Source organism: Victivallis sp. Marseille-Q1083 (genome assembly GCF_903645315.1).
Lineage (GTDB): Bacteria > Verrucomicrobiota > Lentisphaeria > Victivallales > Victivallaceae > UMGS1518.
The window spans coordinates 3,258,584-3,276,541 of record NZ_CAHJXL010000001.1 but is presented as its reverse complement, the minus strand read 5'-3'; the positions used below and the strand labels follow the sequence as shown (position 1 = coordinate 3,276,541).

17 protein-coding genes and 1 pseudogene are annotated in these 17,958 nt (G+C 43.1%); 10 read left to right on the top strand and 8 right to left on the bottom strand.

Translation table 11 applies throughout. From position 1 onward, the window contains the following. Positions 1–2 precede the first annotated feature (2 nt). Both HWX74_RS13540 and HWX74_RS13535 read right to left on the bottom strand, forming a co-directional pair. On the bottom strand, positions 3–425 hold the full coding sequence (locus HWX74_RS13540; protein ID WP_176014037.1) for a hypothetical protein: 423 nt from the start codon (positions 423–425) through the stop codon (positions 3–5). 164 nt (positions 426–589) lie between these two features. After that, entirely contained in the window at positions 590–970 is a 381-nt protein-coding gene (locus HWX74_RS13535) for a hypothetical protein (protein ID WP_217704959.1), read from the bottom strand. Positions 971–1,435: 465 nt separating this feature from the next. Here HWX74_RS13535 and HWX74_RS13530 point away from each other — a divergent pair, with 465 nt between their 5' ends. The 6 genes and pseudogenes from HWX74_RS13530 (at position 1,436) to HWX74_RS13505 (ending at position 6,607) form a co-directional block, all read left to right on the top strand. After that, positions 1,436–2,758 carry an IS1380 family transposase gene (locus HWX74_RS13530; RefSeq protein WP_176011736.1) on the top strand — a complete coding sequence of 441 codons (1,323 nt, stop codon included), beginning with the start codon at positions 1,436–1,438 and terminating at the stop codon, positions 2,756–2,758. Between the two features lie 348 nt (positions 2,759–3,106). Next, complete coding sequence (tnpB, locus tag HWX74_RS13525; RefSeq protein ID WP_176014035.1) at positions 3,107–3,454, top strand: IS66 family insertion sequence element accessory protein TnpB; 348 nt, start codon at positions 3,107–3,109, stop codon at positions 3,452–3,454. A gap of 74 nt (positions 3,455–3,528) precedes the next feature. Further along, positions 3,529–3,948 (top strand): hypothetical protein, encoded by a 420-nt coding sequence (locus tag HWX74_RS13520; RefSeq protein ID WP_176014034.1) that lies wholly within the window; start codon positions 3,529–3,531, stop codon positions 3,946–3,948. 52 nt (positions 3,949–4,000) lie between these two features. After that, positions 4,001–5,037: pseudogene (locus HWX74_RS20700) on the top strand (IS66 family transposase); the annotation flags it as partial. After that, entirely contained in the window at positions 5,014–5,181 is a 168-nt protein-coding gene (locus HWX74_RS20695) for a transposase domain-containing protein (RefSeq protein WP_368506827.1), read from the top strand. The pseudogene HWX74_RS20700 and the gene HWX74_RS20695, both read left to right, overlap by 24 nt. A 100-nt stretch (positions 5,182–5,281) precedes the next feature. Further along, the gene (locus HWX74_RS13505; protein ID WP_176014031.1) at positions 5,282–6,607 is read left to right on the top strand and encodes an IS1380 family transposase; all 1,326 of its coding nucleotides are present in this window, start codon (positions 5,282–5,284) and stop codon (positions 6,605–6,607) included. Between the two features lie 259 nt (positions 6,608–6,866). Here HWX74_RS13505 and HWX74_RS13500 read toward each other — a convergent pair whose 3' ends face one another. Both HWX74_RS13500 and HWX74_RS13495 read right to left on the bottom strand, forming a co-directional pair. Further along, entirely contained in the window at positions 6,867–7,337 is a 471-nt protein-coding gene (locus tag HWX74_RS13500; RefSeq protein WP_176014030.1) for a hypothetical protein, read from the bottom strand. Between the two features lie 43 nt (positions 7,338–7,380). Further along, positions 7,381–9,318, bottom strand: a complete 1,938-nt coding sequence (locus HWX74_RS13495; RefSeq protein ID WP_176014029.1) for an RHS repeat domain-containing protein — start codon at positions 9,316–9,318, stop codon at positions 7,381–7,383. Between the two features lie 132 nt (positions 9,319–9,450). On the opposite strand from HWX74_RS13495, the gene HWX74_RS20525 reads away from it, so the two are divergent. The 3 genes from HWX74_RS20525 (at position 9,451) to HWX74_RS13485 (ending at position 12,288) form a co-directional block, all read left to right on the top strand. After that, entirely contained in the window at positions 9,451–9,663 is a 213-nt protein-coding gene (locus HWX74_RS20525; protein ID WP_217704958.1) for a DUF4372 domain-containing protein, read from the top strand. Between the two features lie 12 nt (positions 9,664–9,675). Then, the gene (locus HWX74_RS13490) at positions 9,676–10,605 is read left to right on the top strand and encodes an IS4 family transposase (protein ID WP_217704957.1); all 930 of its coding nucleotides are present in this window, start codon (positions 9,676–9,678) and stop codon (positions 10,603–10,605) included. 360 nt (positions 10,606–10,965) lie between these two features. Next, positions 10,966–12,288 (top strand): IS1380 family transposase, encoded by a 1,323-nt coding sequence (locus HWX74_RS13485; protein WP_176012100.1) that lies wholly within the window; start codon positions 10,966–10,968, stop codon positions 12,286–12,288. Positions 12,289–12,549: 261 nt separating this feature from the next. Here the strand turns inward: HWX74_RS13485 and HWX74_RS13480 are convergent, their stop codons facing one another. The 4 genes from HWX74_RS13480 to HWX74_RS13465 form a co-directional block, all read right to left on the bottom strand. After that, the gene (locus tag HWX74_RS13480; protein WP_176014028.1) at positions 12,550–14,004 is read right to left on the bottom strand and encodes an RHS repeat protein; all 1,455 of its coding nucleotides are present in this window, start codon (positions 14,002–14,004) and stop codon (positions 12,550–12,552) included. A 71-nt stretch (positions 14,005–14,075) separates the two neighbouring features. After that, entirely contained in the window at positions 14,076–14,576 is a 501-nt protein-coding gene (locus HWX74_RS13475; RefSeq protein WP_176014027.1) for a hypothetical protein, read from the bottom strand. 31 nt (positions 14,577–14,607) lie between these two features. After that, positions 14,608–15,102, bottom strand: coding sequence for a DUF6765 family protein (locus tag HWX74_RS13470; protein ID WP_176014026.1), 495 nt, complete (start codon positions 15,100–15,102; stop codon positions 14,608–14,610). Positions 15,103–15,646: 544 nt separating this feature from the next. Next, a complete protein-coding gene (locus HWX74_RS13465; protein WP_176014025.1) occupies positions 15,647–16,111 on the bottom strand; it encodes a hypothetical protein in 465 nt (154 codons plus the stop codon). A gap of 492 nt (positions 16,112–16,603) precedes the next feature. Here HWX74_RS13465 and HWX74_RS13460 point away from each other — a divergent pair, with 492 nt between their 5' ends. Continuing rightward, positions 16,604–17,884 (top strand): transposase, encoded by a 1,281-nt coding sequence (locus tag HWX74_RS13460; RefSeq protein WP_176013233.1) that lies wholly within the window; start codon positions 16,604–16,606, stop codon positions 17,882–17,884. The last annotated feature ends 74 nt before the right edge of the window (positions 17,885–17,958 follow it).

Below are 17,958 nucleotides of genomic sequence, written 5' to 3'. Positions count from 1 at the left end.
ATTTACTCCTCTATTTCATCGCGGAGTATAACCGCATACCAGCCAATTCCACGAGCTACGTTGACCATCGATTCCCCGGCATAATGGAAATCATCAACCACCAATGTTTCACCATTGATGGTAAATTCAAATCGATATTTGCCACATTGCTGGATCATGATTTGTTCTCCATTGACAACCGGACCAGCTATTGGAAGAACGTCAGTGGTTTTATCAATTTCTTTAAACGTAACTTTGATACGAATTCCCTCTTCTAAATTATAATATGTATTGGATCCTAAAGATGAAATGGAACGCAACCTGCTTTCTGAATAAAGCCCGTCATTCCCGATAATCAGCTTTGCGCTCCCACCATATGGAGTTTGTTTCTGACAACCAAGAAAAAAAACACAGAACAATACCATAATAGATACAAACAACCACATCCATTTAAACCTTTGTATCATTTTTGTTCCTTCATATTATACATAAATAAACATAGAAAACACCTGAATGGAGAGGGGGTAGCATTGATAATATTTTAATAAATGTCTTCAATAACTCAAGGCAATGGACAATTCTTTGTATTAATCAACAAACGTCATCATGGCTATTCTTGATTATGGGAAGCCGCAGAACAATCCTTTTTATTCTTACTTCCAATATACGTTTGAGTGGTATAACCATATGGATCAGAAGTATCTCTGGTAACGACATATACGAATACTACAGTTACCGATCCATCACCAGAACCATCATGAGGCGGGTTTTCACTCAGGGAACCATTTTCTGCTGTCATTGCCCCTAAATTCACTTCGAAATCATCCGAAAAAGTACATTTAACATTAATGTTGGCAATGGCAGTTCCCCCACATTTAGCTGAGCCTTCGTCTCGGAAAGTTACTTGCTCAGCAAAAATATTTATTACCATCACTAAACACATTGCAATAATAAGAGTAATTTTTTTCTCATAACTATTCCTTTGACTCACCACCAAAATGCTGAAAATACTATAAAGCACAATTGATGGTTAATAATTTCTCTAATTTACTATAATCTCTTAAGTTCGTGGAAAACATCTATGCTAACCATGATAATGAATTATACATTCTTCTTGAATACCTGAAGACATTTCAAATACACTTCGTCCTCTAAAGATTTCTAATTTGAACACATTTCCATAACGAAAACATCACTAAGAGCACTAGAATATAGGAACCTTAATATTACATACACCACCTCAAATTTATTTTCTTATAAAAACACTCTACATACTAGTATATCAGACAATTAAACTCATTTCAATAACAGTAACAATAAAAAAAGTAAATTTTTTAATCATAGTTAATTATCTAGCCTGAATATTGCGTAAATTTTCAAAAACAAAGAGGCAGATTCTCGACTAATATATTATATTGTAATATTTTACGTGACAATATAACGCCGAGGTCTGCCAATGACAAAATGTAATGTTTCGATTCCGGTCTTTCAAGGTCCGAAAAGCAGAAAAATTGAATTCAATTTCGCCGGTGGAGATATCAGCAGTGACGGCGGGTTGCTTTTTGTGAAAGAATTCGACCGCAAACTCGGTTTGACCCGGCGCGCCGGTAACCTGCTGGATTCTTTTGATCTTCGACAGCCCGGAAAAGTTGAGCATTCCTATCTGAGCATGCTTCGTCAACGAGTTTTTGGTTTGGTTGCCGGCCATGAAGATCTCAATGACCATCATGAATTGCGAACTGATCCGCTGATTCAAACTGTTGTCGGTCGTGATCGTCAACTCGCCACTCCAAGCACTTTATGTCGATTCGAAAATGGAATCGATCGTCGTGCTTGCGTAGATTTGAGCCGATTGTTTGTCGAATTCTTTATCGAAAGTTTTTCCACGCCGCCTCGAGAATTGATTCTTGATTTCGATGCTACCGATGACCTCACTTACGGGATGCAGGAAAATCGCTTTTTTCATGGCTATTATGACCACTATTGCTTTTTGCCGTTGTATGTTTTCTGCGGGGATCAATTGCTTGTGGCTTATTTGCGTCCATCAAAAATTGATGCGGCCAAGCATGCTTGGGCGATTCTCTCGCTACTGGTAAAGCGCTTTCGGCAGAAATGGCCGAAGGTTAAGATTATTTTCCGGGGAGACAGTGGCTTTTGTCGGCAGAAAATGCTGAACTGGTGTGATAAAAATGAGGTCAAATATATTGTCGGATTGGCGAAAAATCCACGTTTGCTGGAATTATCAAAAGATCTTCAAGTGAAAGCGGAAGCACTTTACAACGAAACACATGAAAAAGCAAAACTGTTTACTCAGTTCGAATATGCGGCAGGAACTTGGAAATACCCGCGCCGGGTGATTGCCAAAGCGGAATTCAACTCCCCCGGACCGAATAATCGTTTTATCGTCACCAATCTTGATGATGATGGACAATATCTTTATGAAAAAGTCTATTGCGCCCGAGGTGAGATGGAAAACAGGATCAAGGAACAGCAGCTGGATCTTTTCGCTGATCGGACGAGCTGCCATGACTTTGCGGCAAATCAATTCCGGCTTCTGCTTTCAAGTTTGGCTTATATTCTCATGGAACGGTTTCGGGCATTGTTGTTGACAGGAACTCAATTTGCCGAGGCTACCTGCGGCAGCATTCGCTTATACCTGGTGAAAATCGGTGCCATTATTCGGCGGAATACCAGAAAAATTTATGTTGCTCTTTCAAGTGCTTGTCCAAATCAGGAACTCCTCCGCTTGATCGCTGCGAAAATCATCGCTTGGGAATAAAACCTTGGAGAGCTGTCCCCGGCTCGCCGAACAACAACGGGGGAAAGGGGGAATATGCTCAATTTGCAAAAAAACGACAATATCCGACTCTGAAAATAAAAACTTCCGAATCTTCTGAACATTTCTCGACGATTCGAAAGTTTCATGCAACATTCAGGTTAGCCGGCTAAAAAAGGAACGGGCAGGAGACGCCAAAGTTGAATTTGTGGAAGTAAAACCATCGTCCGTCCCAATCTCAACGCGTTCTTCTGGTATTCGTCTGAAGTTTGGCGAGTGGGAAATTGAGTTGGCTCCGGCTTTTGTTCCGGAAACGTTATCGGAAGTTTTGGACGTATTTGAGGATCGTTGATGTTTTCTCTTGGAGGCAATCAGCGCATCTATTATTGTCCGCACCCGGTGAATCTTCGGAAGTCGTTCGATGGTTTGGCGGGAGCGGTGGAGGAATATATCGGTCGCGATCCGGCGTCGGGACATTTGTTCGTGTTTTTCAGCCGGAACAAGAAGTTGGTGAAAATGATTTTTTACCAGGATGGCGGCATGTGTATTTTTGCGAAGCGGCTTGAGCGTGGTCAGTTCAATCTACCGGTATCGGCGGAGGGAAAAATTGAGTTGGAGTCGCGGGAACTTTATGCGATCTTGTCGGGGATCAAGCCGCAGCGGTATTACAAACGGTATTCGAAGGAGACACCGTCGTAATAATATTGATAATTTTTTGAAAATAAGCTGGATATGGATTTGAAAAATCCGATTGAACAGTCTATGCTATTGACATGGAAGGGGAAATATCCACCTTGGAAGACGCGCTTGCGGCCATCCGGGAATTGAGTGCTCTCATTCACAAGCAGGCAGAAGAGATATTGAATCTCAAAAAAGAACTGGCGGCGGCCAGAGCTGAAATCATCACCCTGAAATCCGAAAATGCCGCGCTGAAAGCTGAAAACGCAGTTCTGAAATCCGAAAATGCCGCGTTGAAAAAACAGAACGCCAAACTCGAATATGAAAACGCCTGGCTGAAGCGTCAGATTTTCGGTTCCAAATCAGAGCGTTTTTTGCCGACGGCCGACCAATCGGGGTTGTTGCCTGGATTTGAGGAAACAAGTGAATCGGAGGTTCCTGCTGAATCGCAAACCATCGCCGAGCACACCCGGAAAATCCGTGAAAAAAAATGGTTGGGAGGAGATTCCGTCTGATCTTCCCCGCGAGGATCGGATCATCGATATCCCGGAGGAAAAACGACTGGGGATGGAGTTGATCGGCTATGAGGATTCCGAACGTTTGGCGATCCGCAGCGGCTTGTATGTGATCCGCTACCGCCGGGCTAAATATGCGGCTTCGGGAGATCCGCTCCAAGGCGTTCGGACGGCTTCCGCGCCTGGTGATTATTTCAACAGTCCGAGCGGCAAAACCAAATATGATGTCTCCATTCCGGCGAAAGTCATCGCCGATAAAACGGAACACTCGATTCCGCTGGAACGCCAAGTGAAAATGTTTGCAAGTGAGGGAGTCCAGATCGCCCCGTCCACGCTGGCGCATCTTTTCAAAAACGGGCCCAGAGCCTCAAGGTTCTTTATGACCGGATGGTGGAACTGATTATGGAGTGTGATGTGCTCCATGTCGATGAAACCTTCCTGAAGCTGGCCGTTCCCGGACACGGCAAGTGCAAAACCGCTTATTTCTGGTGTCGAATGACCGGGATCGGTCCGCCGATGGTGGCCTTTCATTTTTCGCCATCGCGCTCACAGGATGTTGCTCAACTGTTGCTGGGCGATTATGTCGGCACGATTATTCGCGATTCCTATGTCGGTTATGAAAAGCTTTCCTGCGAGGCTGCTTGCTGCTGGGCTCACTACAGAAGGCGTATTTTCGATGCCCATAAAGCCGGTTTTGTTAAAAGTGCGCGGATGCTTGACATGATCCGCGATCTCTACCGGATTGAGCGAATCGCCAAGGATAAAGCCGAAGCCAAAGGCACCGAGACTGCATTATTTCAAGCTCGAAAAATCGCCCGCCGGGATTCACGTAAAATTGTTGACGATATCTTTGCGCTTTGCCGTGAGTGGCAGCAGAATGAGTTGCCGTTCTCTCCATTGGCAAAAGCCGCAACCTATGCTTTGAATATTGAAAAAGAGCTCAAAAAGTTCCTTTATGATCCCCAATTAAATCTTGACAATAACGTCGCCGAGTCTCAAATGAGACGAATTTCAATCGGAAGACGTAACTGGCTTTTCACCGGAAGCGAGACAGGTGGACAGAATTTGGCGATCCTGTTTTCCTTCGCGGCGGCCTGCAAGGCCAACGCCGTCAACTACCGTCAATGGCTGGAAGATGTTCTGATCCGCATCAATACCACGCCCGCATCGCAGATCGACTCTTTGCTCCCTCAAAACTGGAAAGCTCAACCCATCGCCGAAATATCCAGCTAACCTGAATATTGCGTAAATTTTCAAAAACAAAGAGGCAGATTCTCGACTAATATATTATATTGTAATATCTTGCATCACAATATAACGCCGAGGTCTGCCAATGACAAAATGTAATGTTTCGATTCCGTTCTTTCAAGGTCCGAAAAGCAGAAAGATCGAATTCAATTTCGCCGGTGGAGATATCAGCAGTGACGGCGGGTTGCTTTTCGTGAAAGAATTCGACCGCAAACTCGGTTTGACCCGGCGCGCCGGTAAACTGCTGGATTCTTTTGATATTCGACAGCCCGGAAAAGTTGAGCATTCCTATCTGAGCATGCTTCGTCAACGAGTTTTCGGGTTGGTTGCCGGCCATGAAGATCTCAATGACCATCATGAATTGCGAACTGATCCGCTGATTCAAACTGTTGTCGGTCGTGATCGTCAACTCGCCACTCCAAGCACTTTATGTCGATTCGAAAATGGAATCGATCGTCGTGCTTGCGTAGATTTGAGCCGATTGTTTGTCGAATTCTTTATCGAAAGTTTCTCCACGCCGCCTCGAGAATTGATTCTTGATTTCGATGCCACCGATGACCTCACTTACGGGATGCAGGAAAATCGCTTTTTTCATGGCTATTATGACCACTATTGCTTTTTGCCGTTGTATGTTTTCTGCGGGGATCAATTGCTTGTGGCTTATTTGCGTCCATCAAAAATTGATGCGGCCAAGCATGCCTGGGCGATTCTCTCGCTACTGGTAAAGCGCTTTCGGCAGAAATGGCCGAAGGTTAAGATTATTTTCCGGGGAGACAGTGGCTTTTGTCGGCAGAAAATGCTGAATTGGTGTGATAAAAATGAGGTCAAATATATTGTCGGATTGGCGAAAAATCCACGTTTGCTGGAATTATCAAAAGATCTTCAAATCAAAGCGGAAGCACTTTACAACGAAACACATGAAAAAGCAAAACTGTTTACTCAGTTCGAATATGCGGCAGGAACTTGGAAATACCCGCGTCGGGTGATTGCCAAAGCGGAATTCAACTCCCCCGGACCGAATAATCGTTTTATCGTCACCAATCTTGATGATGATGATGGACAATATCTTTATGAAAAAGTCTATTGCGCCCGAGGAGAGATGGAAAACAGGATCAAGGAACAGCAGCTGGATCTTTTCGCTGATCGGACGAGCTGCCATGACTTTGCGGCAAATCAATTCCGACTTCTGCTTTCAAGTTTGGCTTATATTCTCATGGAACGGTTTCGGGCATTGTTGTTGACAGGAACTCAATTTGCCGAGGCTACCTGCGGCAGCATTCGCTTATACCTGGTGAAAATCGGTGCCATTATTCGGCGGAATACCAGAAAAATTTATGTTGCTCTTTCAAGTGCTTGTCCGAATCAGGAACTGTTGCGCCTGATCGCCGCAAAAATCATTGCCATAGAATAATCGTCTGGTGAGCTGTCCCCGGCTTGCAGATCAACAACGGGGGAAAGGGGGAATATGCTCAATTTGCAAAAAAACGACAATATCCGACTCTGAAAATAAAAACTTCCGAATCTTCTGAACATTTCTCGACGATTCGAAAGTTTCATGCAATATTCAGGTTAATTAATAGATGAGGTGGAATTGTATATAAAGAAAATATTATATATATGATGAAATTCATAATTTATCCTTACACGACGTGCGAAAGCATCATTTTCTTTTATTCTTCTTCTTTTATAACCATTATAAGCGGGTTCTCGTTATTAAGTATTTTGTCAAGTTCATCATTATAATATATTAAATATTTTACTGGAAAAAGATTTTTCCCATTTTCTGACACAAAGTAACTTATTTGTTGGTTGCATGGATCTTTAACCATTATATAAATATTTTTATCAACTATAGAACTATTTCTATAACCATCAGGCCAATAGAATAAAGAAATACCATGCTTGGTATGTGAAACCTTATAATTTTCAAGTGAATTAATGACAAATTCACGATCGGGGAATTTATTTTTTTCCATTGCATAATTATCAATAATAGTTTTAGTTATATCCAAATAAAAATACGCTATTGTCTTGGTTATTTTACCTTTACTTCGCCACGGATAACTACAATACAACCCAATCCCTATTACGCATAAAATAATACCAATAATTACTTTTTTATTATTAATTTGTTTATTCACAATCAGCCCCCTAGCACAATTACACAATTATAATTTTTATTTCTTATCTAAAAACTGAATACAGCAATCCTTCCCAACTTCCCCAATAACCAATTCCGCGCGGTCCAGAAAGAGAACTCAAAACACCATTAGAACCATAATAATTTATTGAATGTAGCTTCCAATCTTGCTTCTCTGCATGACAGTGATAATTAATTCCCAATGCGTATTTAAATGAAGTTCTTAAATTATATTCAAGAATAATATCCATATTATCGCTCGATTCATCCCAAACAAAGCTACCATTTATTTGTTCATCAGCAAAAAGGAACCACGCCGGCATATAAGGAATAATGGTCTGAGCATAACCGTGCCCAAAGAAAGCATAACCCCAAACTGATTTCTCTTTTGTTTTCGAAATTACCCTGGATACTGAAGTTCCGACATCAGCACGAAAATTAATAACATTAAAACCCATTTCATATGCGGCATCATAGAGTTTCATAGACCATCTTGCGAGTATTGCTGTTGACACCCCGGTATTATTGCCTGTTGCAATGACAAATGTATTTGGAGCCAAATACCATGTAAATGACTCTATCCTATCAACACTGGCATGTTCTTCAGTTAAAAGCCATTTTTTCCATTCATTTTTATCTAGTCTGATAGCATTTACTATGTCATCAATAGTCTCTGCTTTTGACGTTAGGCATATTTTAGAAAATTCTTGATTATTTCGCTGAATTAAAATTGTTCCCCGAACATCAATATTTTTATTTGGATTATTATTGACGAACCCATATAAATTCACTCCGCCCTGTTCCTGGATCGGGTCTTCCTGTATCCAGCGGCCGGTTTGAGGATTGTAGCTGCGGAGCTGATAGTCGAGCAGGCCGGTAAATTCGTTCCAGCTTTTGGTGCTGCCACGGAAACGGAATGCTTCGCCGTTGACGATTTGCGGCTCGGCATTCAGGAACCCGTCATAGCTGTACATCTGCCTGTAAACACCGTCCGGAGCAACGTACACCGTCGCATTGCCGTTACCGTCATACAGCGGGAAAGACGTTTCGCCGCCGCCTTGCGATCCTATCATGACGGTCTGGAACAGCAGCCCGCCGACGCCGCCGGCTCCCTGCAACGTGCCGCTCAGATCTTCACCCCACACATAGCAGATGCGGGTGGATGGAATATCAATGTCCATGCCGATTGTTTCCGTATGGATGTTCCAGCCGTCCCAGATGAAACTCCGGGACGGATAAGTCGCCGTGTCCGGACCGGAATAGGCCTCCGAAGTACGACGCCCGAAAGCATCATAGCTGTAAACATACTGCACCGGCCCTTTGGTTGCGGATATCAACCGGTTTTCGCCATCCCAGGTGAGAGTGCAGCCGTTCACGGCCTTCAAATTGCCATCGGCGTCATACTCCGGAACTTCCGCCGTTCCGCCGGTTGTGATCGTCTCATAGCGGTTGACTTCATCGGTCGCATATATCCGGCTGAAATCACCGGATTTTGATATATTGACTCGGTTGCCGATCAGGTCATACGCATAGCTCATAAGCGTATTGCCGCTATCGTTTGCTTCCCTGGTTAACTGGCCAAGAACGTCGTATTCGTAACTCCGGGAACCGAACAAGTTGCTGCTTTGAGTTTCGCGCTGACCTTGAATATCGTAGGTGTAATTCGCCGTATAGCCGTTAGGCTGCATCGATACTGCGGGCGTGTTCTGCGCTATACCGGTCAGGCGATGTTGCGAATCGTAGCTCCTGGTCTGCGTTATCGGCCTCATGCCGCCGGTTCCGGGCAATGGATCTATGGTCATTTGAGTGATCTGACCAGTTACGTTATGGTGCTGATAGGCGGCTTTGAACGGCGTATTGACATCACCGGAAACCGTAGCGAATCGATTTCGCGCATCATAGGAATAATTCATCGCATGCCAGACATCAGCTGCGGTAATGCGTCGCCCATAGGCATCATATGTATAGGACATCCCTCCCATGCCGATCAGATATCCGAGATCATTATATGTAAACACGCCTGTCCTAACAAACTTTTGAAAGGGTGAAAAAAGTGGAGCCAACTTGTCCGTAATAGTATATTACGGTTGCCTAAACCACAAGGAGGCTCCGTAATGAAGAATACATCAGTCAGTCTTTTTCGTCAAGTGTTGGATTTGATACCGAAGCGAGAATTTGAAGAAATAGTCATGAAACACAATGGAGACAAGCGAAAACAGTCCTTTGACAGTTGGGCACATTTTGTGTCGATGATCTTCTGCCAGTTGGCGCAGGCCAATAGTCTGCGAGAGATTTGCGGAGGTTTGAAAACCTGTGGAGGCAAATAGAATCACCTTGGAGTGGAATCCGCTCCAACCAAATCCAACTTGTCGTACGCCAATGCCCATCGCTCTCCGAAAATGTTCGGCGATATTTTCCATATGCTTCTGGGACACTGCCATGCAATTGCGCCACGGCATGAGTTTTCGTTTCCCAAGAAACTTTACAGTCTCGACGCAACGCTGATTGAGCTTTGCGTTAAAGTTTTTCCATGGGCAACCTATCGGCAAACCAAAGGGGCAATCAAGCTCAATATGCTGTTGGATCACGATGGTCATCTTCCCGTGTTCGTTGATTTCACCAATGGAGATGTTCATGAGGTAAACAGCGCCAGACGAATGGAACTCCCGCGTGACAGCATGGTGGTTTGTGATCGCGGATACGTTGATTTTTCCATGCTGTATAAATGGAATCTCTCCGGTGTGGATTTTGTCACGCGCCTCAAGACCAATACGACCTACGACATCCCGGAATACGATGTCAAGCAATATCCCGGAACCGTTTTGAGCGATGAAGTCATTTTTCTGCGTGGTTCGCAAGACAAATATCCGGAACGTCTCCGCAAAGTGGTCGTCTGCGATGTGGAAAACCATCGGACATTGACCTTGCTAACCAACAATTTTGAGCTGGACGCACAAACGATCGGCGACATCTATAAGGCTCGCTGGCAAATCGAAAGCTTTTTCAAGATGCTCAAGCAGAACTTCAAGATCAAAACGTTTATCGGCACCAGCGAAAATGCGGTTCGGATTCAAGTTTGGACAGCGCTTATCGCTATTTTGCTGACCAAGTACCTGAAGTTTTTGTCGAAAGCGCAATGGCATTTTTCAACCCTGGTCACTTTCCTGAAATGGAATCTATTTGTTTACCGCGACTTGCGCCAATGGCTGGATCAACCATTTACCAAACCACCGGAGCCGGAATCATTTCAACCAGAGTTCGCTTTTTAGGACAGCAGATTTACAACAAAGGGGGGCTACTTTTGAGAATTGGTGTGAAATAGATGAAAATGAGGGGGCGTAATCAGAAAATTACGCCATTTTGAAAATTGTTAGGACAGGTGTGATATAAATCAATCTCCAAACATAGCAGATATTCCGGCAAAGATAAGAAATGCAGGAGTACCAATCGCTCGGTACGCTTGGCCAAACGGTCCAGGCTCGGCTCCTTCTCCAAACCAACTATTTCCAATCCAACGCAGATGTGCTAGCCTGAATATTGCGTAAATTTTCAAAAACAAAGAGGCAGATTCTCGACTAACGTATTATATTGTAATATCTTACATCACAATATAACGCCGAGGTCTGCCAATGACAAAATGTAATGTTTCGATTCCGGTCTTTCAAGGTCCGAAAAGCAGAAAAATTGAATTCAATTTCGCCGGTGGAGATATCAGCAGTGACGGCGGGTTGCTTTTTGTGAAAGAATTCGACCGCAAACTCGGTTTGACCCGGCGCGCCGGTAACCTGCTGGATTCTTTTGATATTCGACAGCCCGGAAAAGTTGAGCATTCCTATCTGAGCATGCTTCGTCAACGAGTTTTTGGTTTGGTTGCCGGCCATGAAGATCTCAATGACCATCATGAATTGCGAACTGATCCGCTGATTCAAACTGTTGTCGGTCGTGATCGTCAACTCGCCACTCCAAGCACTTTATGTCGATTCGAAAATGGAATCGATCGTCGTGCTTGCGTAGATTTGAGCCGATTGTTTGTCGAATTCTTTATCGAAAGTTTCTCCACGCCGCCTCGAGAATTGATTCTTGATTTCGATGCCACCGATGACCTTACTTACGGGATGCAGGAAAATCGCTTTTTTCATGGCTATTATGACCACTATTGCTTTTTGCCGTTGTATGTTTTCTGCGGGGATCAATTGCTTGTGGCTTATTTGCGTCCATCAAAAATTGATGCGGCCAAGCATGCTTGGGCGATTCTCTCGCTACTGGTAAAGCGCTTTCGGCAGAAATGGCCGAAGGTTAAGATTATTTTCCGGGGAGACAGTGGCTTTTGTCGGCAGAAAATGCTGAACTGGTGTGATAAAAATGAGGTCAAATATATTGTCGGATTGGCGAAAAATCCACGTTTGCTGGAATTATCAAAAGATCTTCAAGTGAAAGCGGAAGCACTTTACAACGAAACACATGAAAAAGCAAAACTGTTTACTCAGTTCGAATATGCGGCAGGAACTTGGAAATATCCGCGCCGGGTGATTGCCAAAGCGGAATTCAACTCCCCCGGACCGAATAATCGTTTTATCGTCACCAATCTTGATGATGATGGACAATATCTTTATGAAAAAGTTTATTGCGCCCGAGGAGAGATGGAAAACAGGATCAAGGAACAGCAGCTGGATCTTTTCGCTGATCGGACGAGCTGCCATGACTTTGCGGCAAATCAATTCCGACTTCTGCTTTCAAGTTTGGCTTATATTCTCATGGAACGGTTTCGGGCATTGTTGTTGACAGGAACTCAATTTGCCGAGGCTACCTGCGGCAGCATTCGCTTATACCTGGTGAAAATCGGTGCCATTATTCGACGGAATACCAGAAAAATTTATGTTGCTCTTTCAAGTGCTTGTCCAAATCAGGAACTCCTCCGCTTGATCGCTGCGAAAATCATCGCTTGGGAATAAAACCTTGGAGAGCTGTCCCCGGCTCGCCGAACAACAACGGGGGAAAGGGGGAATATGCTCAATTTGCAAAAAAACGACAATATCCGACTCTGAAAATAAAAACTTCCGAATCTTCTGAACATTTCTCGACGATTCGAAAGTTTCATGCAACATTCAGGCTAATCACTTCTTTTATTACATTATTATTAATTACCCCAATTTATAGTAACTCATCTAGAAAAAACACTAATTACATCATCTCCACTTATATATTATACTTTCTTAATAATCAAGATAAACCAAATCTAGATTCAATCGACCATTTTCAAATGAACATGTTCCTTGAACCATAAACCGTAATTTTGCGATGACAGTATTTTGGGATAATATAGGAAACCCCATCCCTAGCCCCATTGCACTAATACTTGCAGAAGTGGTTTTATTAAGCATCCAACCAACTTCATAAGCTACACGATAAACTGTACCAGTTGCTATATAGGCAGAGCCTCCTGCTCTTTCAAAATTAAGCACATTTGAACCATTAAATGAAAGGCCCATGCCTAATTTCATTAAAGAGACTCCTCCATCCACAGAATATCCCTCAAACCAATCTCTTTCAACTTGCCAGCTTGAAGATTTTTCAAAAAGTTCTACAGCACCATAGACCTCTCCATTATCTTTGGATTGGCATTTACATGTAAAAATCATCGCATAAGCCCAAAACATCTCATGAGGAGTTTCTGTAGGTATTACTGGATTCCGTCCTGGATAGGCCCCCCATCCATAATCATATCTTTCTCGTGATGTACGAAATGCACTATACATATTACTTCTCACAATTATCTTTTTAGAAATAAAAGAAGAAGTTTCTTGTAATGTTTCTTCAAAAAATCTAATATTATAACTTCCCCATAATGGATATCCGCCAGCATATACGCGATACTCATATCCAGGACTTAATACGAATGTTCCCAGCAAATCATATTTCATTACGCCGTTATTCTGAACGAACCCATACAGATTTATCCCTCCTTCTTCCTCAATCGGGTCGCGGCTGATCCAGCGGCCGTGCTGCGGATCGTAGTAACGGTAACCGTAGTAGTAAAGCCCATTGCCGTCCACCGGCTTCGTGCTGAACCGGTAGGTGAAGTTGTCGGCCTCCGCGCCACTCGAAGATATTGTGCGGCCGAAGGCGTCGTAGACGTACTCCGCCACCGAGGCCTTGGTCGACGCATTCAGGTAGCTCATGATGTTGCCGTTGCCGTCATAGACCGGCAGATAAGTCTGCCCACCGCGCTTTTCCGCCAGCAGCCCGCCGACCCCGCCGGCGCCTTGCAGGCTGCCGGAGAGGTCTTCGCCCCACAGATACCCCTTTTGGAAAGTCGTCGTCGCCGTCGTGATGTCGTAGACGCCCACCACATTCCAGCCGTCGTAGACGTAAGCGACCTCCGACTGCGTCTGGCCAGTCGCGCCCGATTTCAGGATCACCTTCTGCCTGATCCGACGACTTAAATAGTCGTAAGTATACTCATAACGATAAGTCCCGACATCCGCCGTTTTCAGACGGTTCTCGGCATCGTAGGTATATTGCGTCGTATAGCTGCCAGTCAGGTTGCCGTCAGCATCATGCACCTGCGCGTAAGTGGTGCCATTCGGCTCGGTGATCAGCGAATACTGATTCACCGCGTTCGTCCGCAGCAGATAATTATACGTCCGGTTCAGACTATTATAAATCATACTGACTGATTATTCGTTTACCATCCGAAACAATATGTTGCAATTGAATTGTAATTACTGACAAATATATCTCAAGTTCTATGTTTTTTTACTACTTCTTTACATCTTAAAAACAAACCTCTTAAAATAGTAAAATAACAGTAAATCAAAAACAGATTAAACCCCATGAAAAAAGGATAGAAATCATTACGTATAAAAAATGGCCATGAAAATATCTCTATAATTTGACTTATTTCTGCTTGAGCTATTTCCTTCGCCTCAAACAATTCTAAAAAAATACAAACTATAAGAATCAATGATATTATGGCAATAGAAATTAATTTCCAAAATAATTTGTCTCTACATAAAATATAAATAAAAAAAGAATATAATCCGCCATTGATAACAATTGCAAAAAATATCCAAACCATGGAAAGAGAAAAATAAGATAGTGGAACATTCGGAAAACTTAACATCAAAATGCCACCCTCCGGTTTTTCTACTAGAACTATTTTATATATCCATAATAATATTCCCAACCATAGGAAGTAAGTGGTAATTGCGCAATATAAGCTAGTTTTTATTTTCATCATATATTGTCTCCTCTTAAAATTCTATCTTTTGCTAAAGTCCCAAAGATCGTTCAAAATAATCATTACGATGTTTAAAATATTCTACATCAAAAAATGGTTTTTCTCCAAATTTCTTTTCTATTTCAGAACGCCATTTCTCAGATCTTATATTATCATCATTATTCTTATATGAAAACAATGAACGTAAATGATTTTCATAATCTTCCCAGTTTGCTGGACAGCCACATTTATCAGGAATTTTATCAAAGATTGCCTTTGCTGCTTCCAAAGCTTTATCTACGTCATTATAAGGATAATCTGGAGCACTACCTCCATCTGCTGCATCTGCATGTCCAATATTAGGACGCATACTACCTGTCCGCCGATTGATACTGCTATTCCACCAAGCTGTAAATCCTTCATGTCCCCAACTATCCGCATAAGCATGAAGACATGCTCCTAATCTTACAGTGACCCCAAAACCTCCTTCTTCATAAGCACGGAAGGCCTTTATAACCTCATCCCGGGTCGCTGGATCGTCTCTCACTATTTCAGTGGTGGTGTCGTCATGGTTTCATGGTAGAACATGAAACGCACTTGCCCGCGATTGGTCTCTGTACTGATCATATTCTGTTTTTTCGGTGTCTCTTTTACACGTTAAACAGGAATTTGCCCTTTGGGGCGTCACAACGGCCATTCACGTCGTCTCTACGCAAACCGGTTTCATCGGTCCAATGAGTTTCCGCCTTCTCTTTCTTCACCTGGGCCGCAATGGCTGGGTACTCTTCCATTAAATAGTTTTCGGACTGCTTGCAAAGTCAAATTCACAGAACACCTCCTCCTTATGCAACAACAACTTTCGATAGAGTTCTTGCCGGCAGACTTTTGCACGGCATGACCTCCTTCTTTCCTAACTTTTGTCCGACCGTATAGGCGCTTACTCCGACTATCTGAACGATTTTACTACGCACCAATTCCCTTTTCTCGAAGCAATACCACCTGCTTCCGGCGCTCGTATAACGCCAATAATATAACTTGAGTTTAAACAAAGATGCAAGTATTTTGTTTTCTGACCAATAGTAAACTTGTCACTATTTACGGTGAAATCGCAGTTTTTTCATTTTAGGAACAATAACTTCATTGATCTGACGTTTTCGCTTAAAATACCGATATACACCAGTAAAAAATATCGGACTAATAATAAGAAAAATGAATGGAGTAAGAGTTTCATAGTAAACAGCCATAATCCCTGCTATTGGATAATAAAAAACAAATATTATCCAAAATATAATATAAAAAAACACCAATATAAATTCTTTCAATTTACTTACTTTTTCCTGTCGTATCCATCCAATTACATAGATAGTAAAAAAGAATGAAAAGAATCCAATGATATAAGTAGAGAAAATAAATATTTCTAAAATACTCTTATCAATATTCCATGTTTTTAAAGATAAAATATGAGTCATCAGTGGAGTAATTATAAAAGGCAAAATACTAGACAAAAAACCATGCCATTTAGGACTATAGTCTTTAAGGTATTTTAGATTTTTCATTATTATTCTCTTTCAATAATATCATATATATTTTATTCGATAGTTATACAGTTAATATCTAACAATAAACCCAAAAAAATTCCATTTCAATTTTATATCATCAGATTTTACTAAAATATTTTTTGTTTATTTTTTTGACATACTTTAGATATTTCACTCATCTTCTGCTCCAAACCAACGGAAATTCTGGTAAGCATCCGAGCATTCCTCGCATTTATTGTAGCAATCGAACAAATCGGAAATAAACAATCCCGCGGCAATTGCATTGCCCGCCAATCGGGCTGCATTGGCTTGTCTTGCATATTTTTTGCTTGTATTACGGGCGCGATTTCTCCTCTTATTGGGTTGCTTCTGTGCATTCTGCGAAATACATTAAATTATTTATTTTTAACTATTTACAATGCATTGAAATTTGAAAAATCCTCCAACTGAAATTATATTGTAATCTTCTAGCAATCAAAATCATAACTCCAGAAGGAGGAATAAAAACCAATGCAACTATCTTTATTCTGCGATTATCGCGGGTACGCCAACTCCAAATACGAGAGCCTGTTTCTTGCGCTGGAAGAATCTCATGCTAGTGTCGCTAAGAAGAAAGGTCCTGGTCGTATCGGCTATGGAGATTTGGCTTACCTCAAAGCATACGTTTACAAGCACGCGGAGGAAATCAAAAGCATTCCGGAGCTCTTGCGCAATCTGCAACGGAATCCGGTGATCTGCGAAATGATCGGTTTCCAGTATGATTCGCTGCCGGACTCGTCCCGTTTTTATACATTCCTGAGCAAGACAAAAAATTCCGAAATCCAGGCGATTCATCATGCGGCGGTTCAGTCGCTGATCGGCGGCGGCGTGGTTTCGCTTGACGTCCTGATCGTCGATTCCAAACCGGTCATGGCCAATACCAAGCACAACAATCCCAAAAATCCGAGTCGCTCATTGGATAAAGAGGATAAAATCCCCCGCAATCCCAAAGCGACTCTCGGCTATTATTCTTACTTGAAACAGCCATTCGGCACGGGCAAGCAATTCAGCTTTTTCTGGGGCTTCCGGACGCACGTATTGGTCTCCGAAGAAGGCGTTCCGCTGGTCGAAATCACCAAGCCGAACAACATCTCCGACGAACAGATTGCGCACTCGCTCTTACGCAAACTCAAACGGGTCTACGGACAGAAGAAAGGCCGAGTTTTTATCGCCGATTCCGCCTATGACCACCGCCAATTCTACGACTTTATCAAGGACGAAATCAAAGGCCAAGCATGCATCCCAATCAATCCGCGCAACCAGCAAGCGGCCAAACTTCTCGGCGAAAAAGGCTGTCCCATCTGTCCCGGCGGACTCGAAATGAAATATTCATGCATCACCAAGAGCGAAGGCCGCACCCGCAAGAAATTCCGCTGTCCGATCATCGCCGGAACGCGCCCGGAAAAAGCCGAATTACCTGGCCAATGCCCTTGCAATCATCAACGATTCTGTACCGGCAGCCGCTATGGCTGTACCGCTTACATCGACGTTACCGATGATGCACGCGCCCAGGTCCCGCGCCAAAGCGCATGGTACAAAGAGACTTATACCAAACGTACCGGCGTCGAACGCTATTTCTCGCGCCTCGGCTCGCGCGAGGTCGAACAGACCACGCATTTCAATTACCGAGCCATCCGCAACCAGATGAGCATTGCACATCTGACGCTCGCGCTCACCGCCGTCGCCGCCGCATTCATTCTCGAACAGCCGGACAAAATCCGCTGTTACAAATCGTTTGCTGACGCCGCATAGCTTCGCGATAATCTCAAATTTTTCAATCAACCCCGGCGAATTCACATCCGCCTTAATTCTTCACGCCTTTTTTC

Excerpts from the sequence above, each read along its gene's own strand:
- HWX74_RS13530 (WP_176011736.1), top strand. The coding sequence starts at position 1,436 with ATGACAAAATGTAATGTTTCGATTCCGGTCTTTCAAGGTCCGAAAAGC.
- HWX74_RS13480 (WP_176014028.1), bottom strand. The coding sequence starts at position 14,004 with ATGATTTATAATAGTCTGAACCGGACGTATAATTATCTGCTGCGGACG.
- HWX74_RS13465 (WP_176014025.1), bottom strand. The coding sequence starts at position 16,111 with ATGAAAAATCTAAAATACCTTAAAGACTATAGTCCTAAATGGCATGGT.
- tnpB (WP_176014035.1), top strand. The coding sequence starts at position 3,107 with ATGTTTTCTCTTGGAGGCAATCAGCGCATCTATTATTGTCCGCACCCG.
- HWX74_RS20525 (WP_217704958.1), top strand. The coding sequence starts at position 9,451 with ATGAAGAATACATCAGTCAGTCTTTTTCGTCAAGTGTTGGATTTGATA.
- HWX74_RS13495 (WP_176014029.1), bottom strand. The coding sequence starts at position 9,318 with ATGGGAGGGATGTCCTATACATATGATGCCTATGGGCGACGCATTACC.
- HWX74_RS13460 (WP_176013233.1), top strand. The coding sequence starts at position 16,604 with ATGCAACTATCTTTATTCTGCGATTATCGCGGGTACGCCAACTCCAAA.
- HWX74_RS13485 (WP_176012100.1), top strand. The coding sequence starts at position 10,966 with ATGACAAAATGTAATGTTTCGATTCCGGTCTTTCAAGGTCCGAAAAGC.
- HWX74_RS13505 (WP_176014031.1), top strand. The coding sequence starts at position 5,282 with ATGACAAAATGTAATGTTTCGATTCCGTTCTTTCAAGGTCCGAAAAGC.
- HWX74_RS13520 (WP_176014034.1), top strand. The coding sequence starts at position 3,529 with ATGGAAGGGGAAATATCCACCTTGGAAGACGCGCTTGCGGCCATCCGG.
- HWX74_RS13475 (WP_176014027.1), bottom strand. The coding sequence starts at position 14,576 with ATGATGAAAATAAAAACTAGCTTATATTGCGCAATTACCACTTACTTC.
- HWX74_RS13540 (WP_176014037.1), bottom strand. The coding sequence starts at position 425 with ATGTGGTTGTTTGTATCTATTATGGTATTGTTCTGTGTTTTTTTTCTT.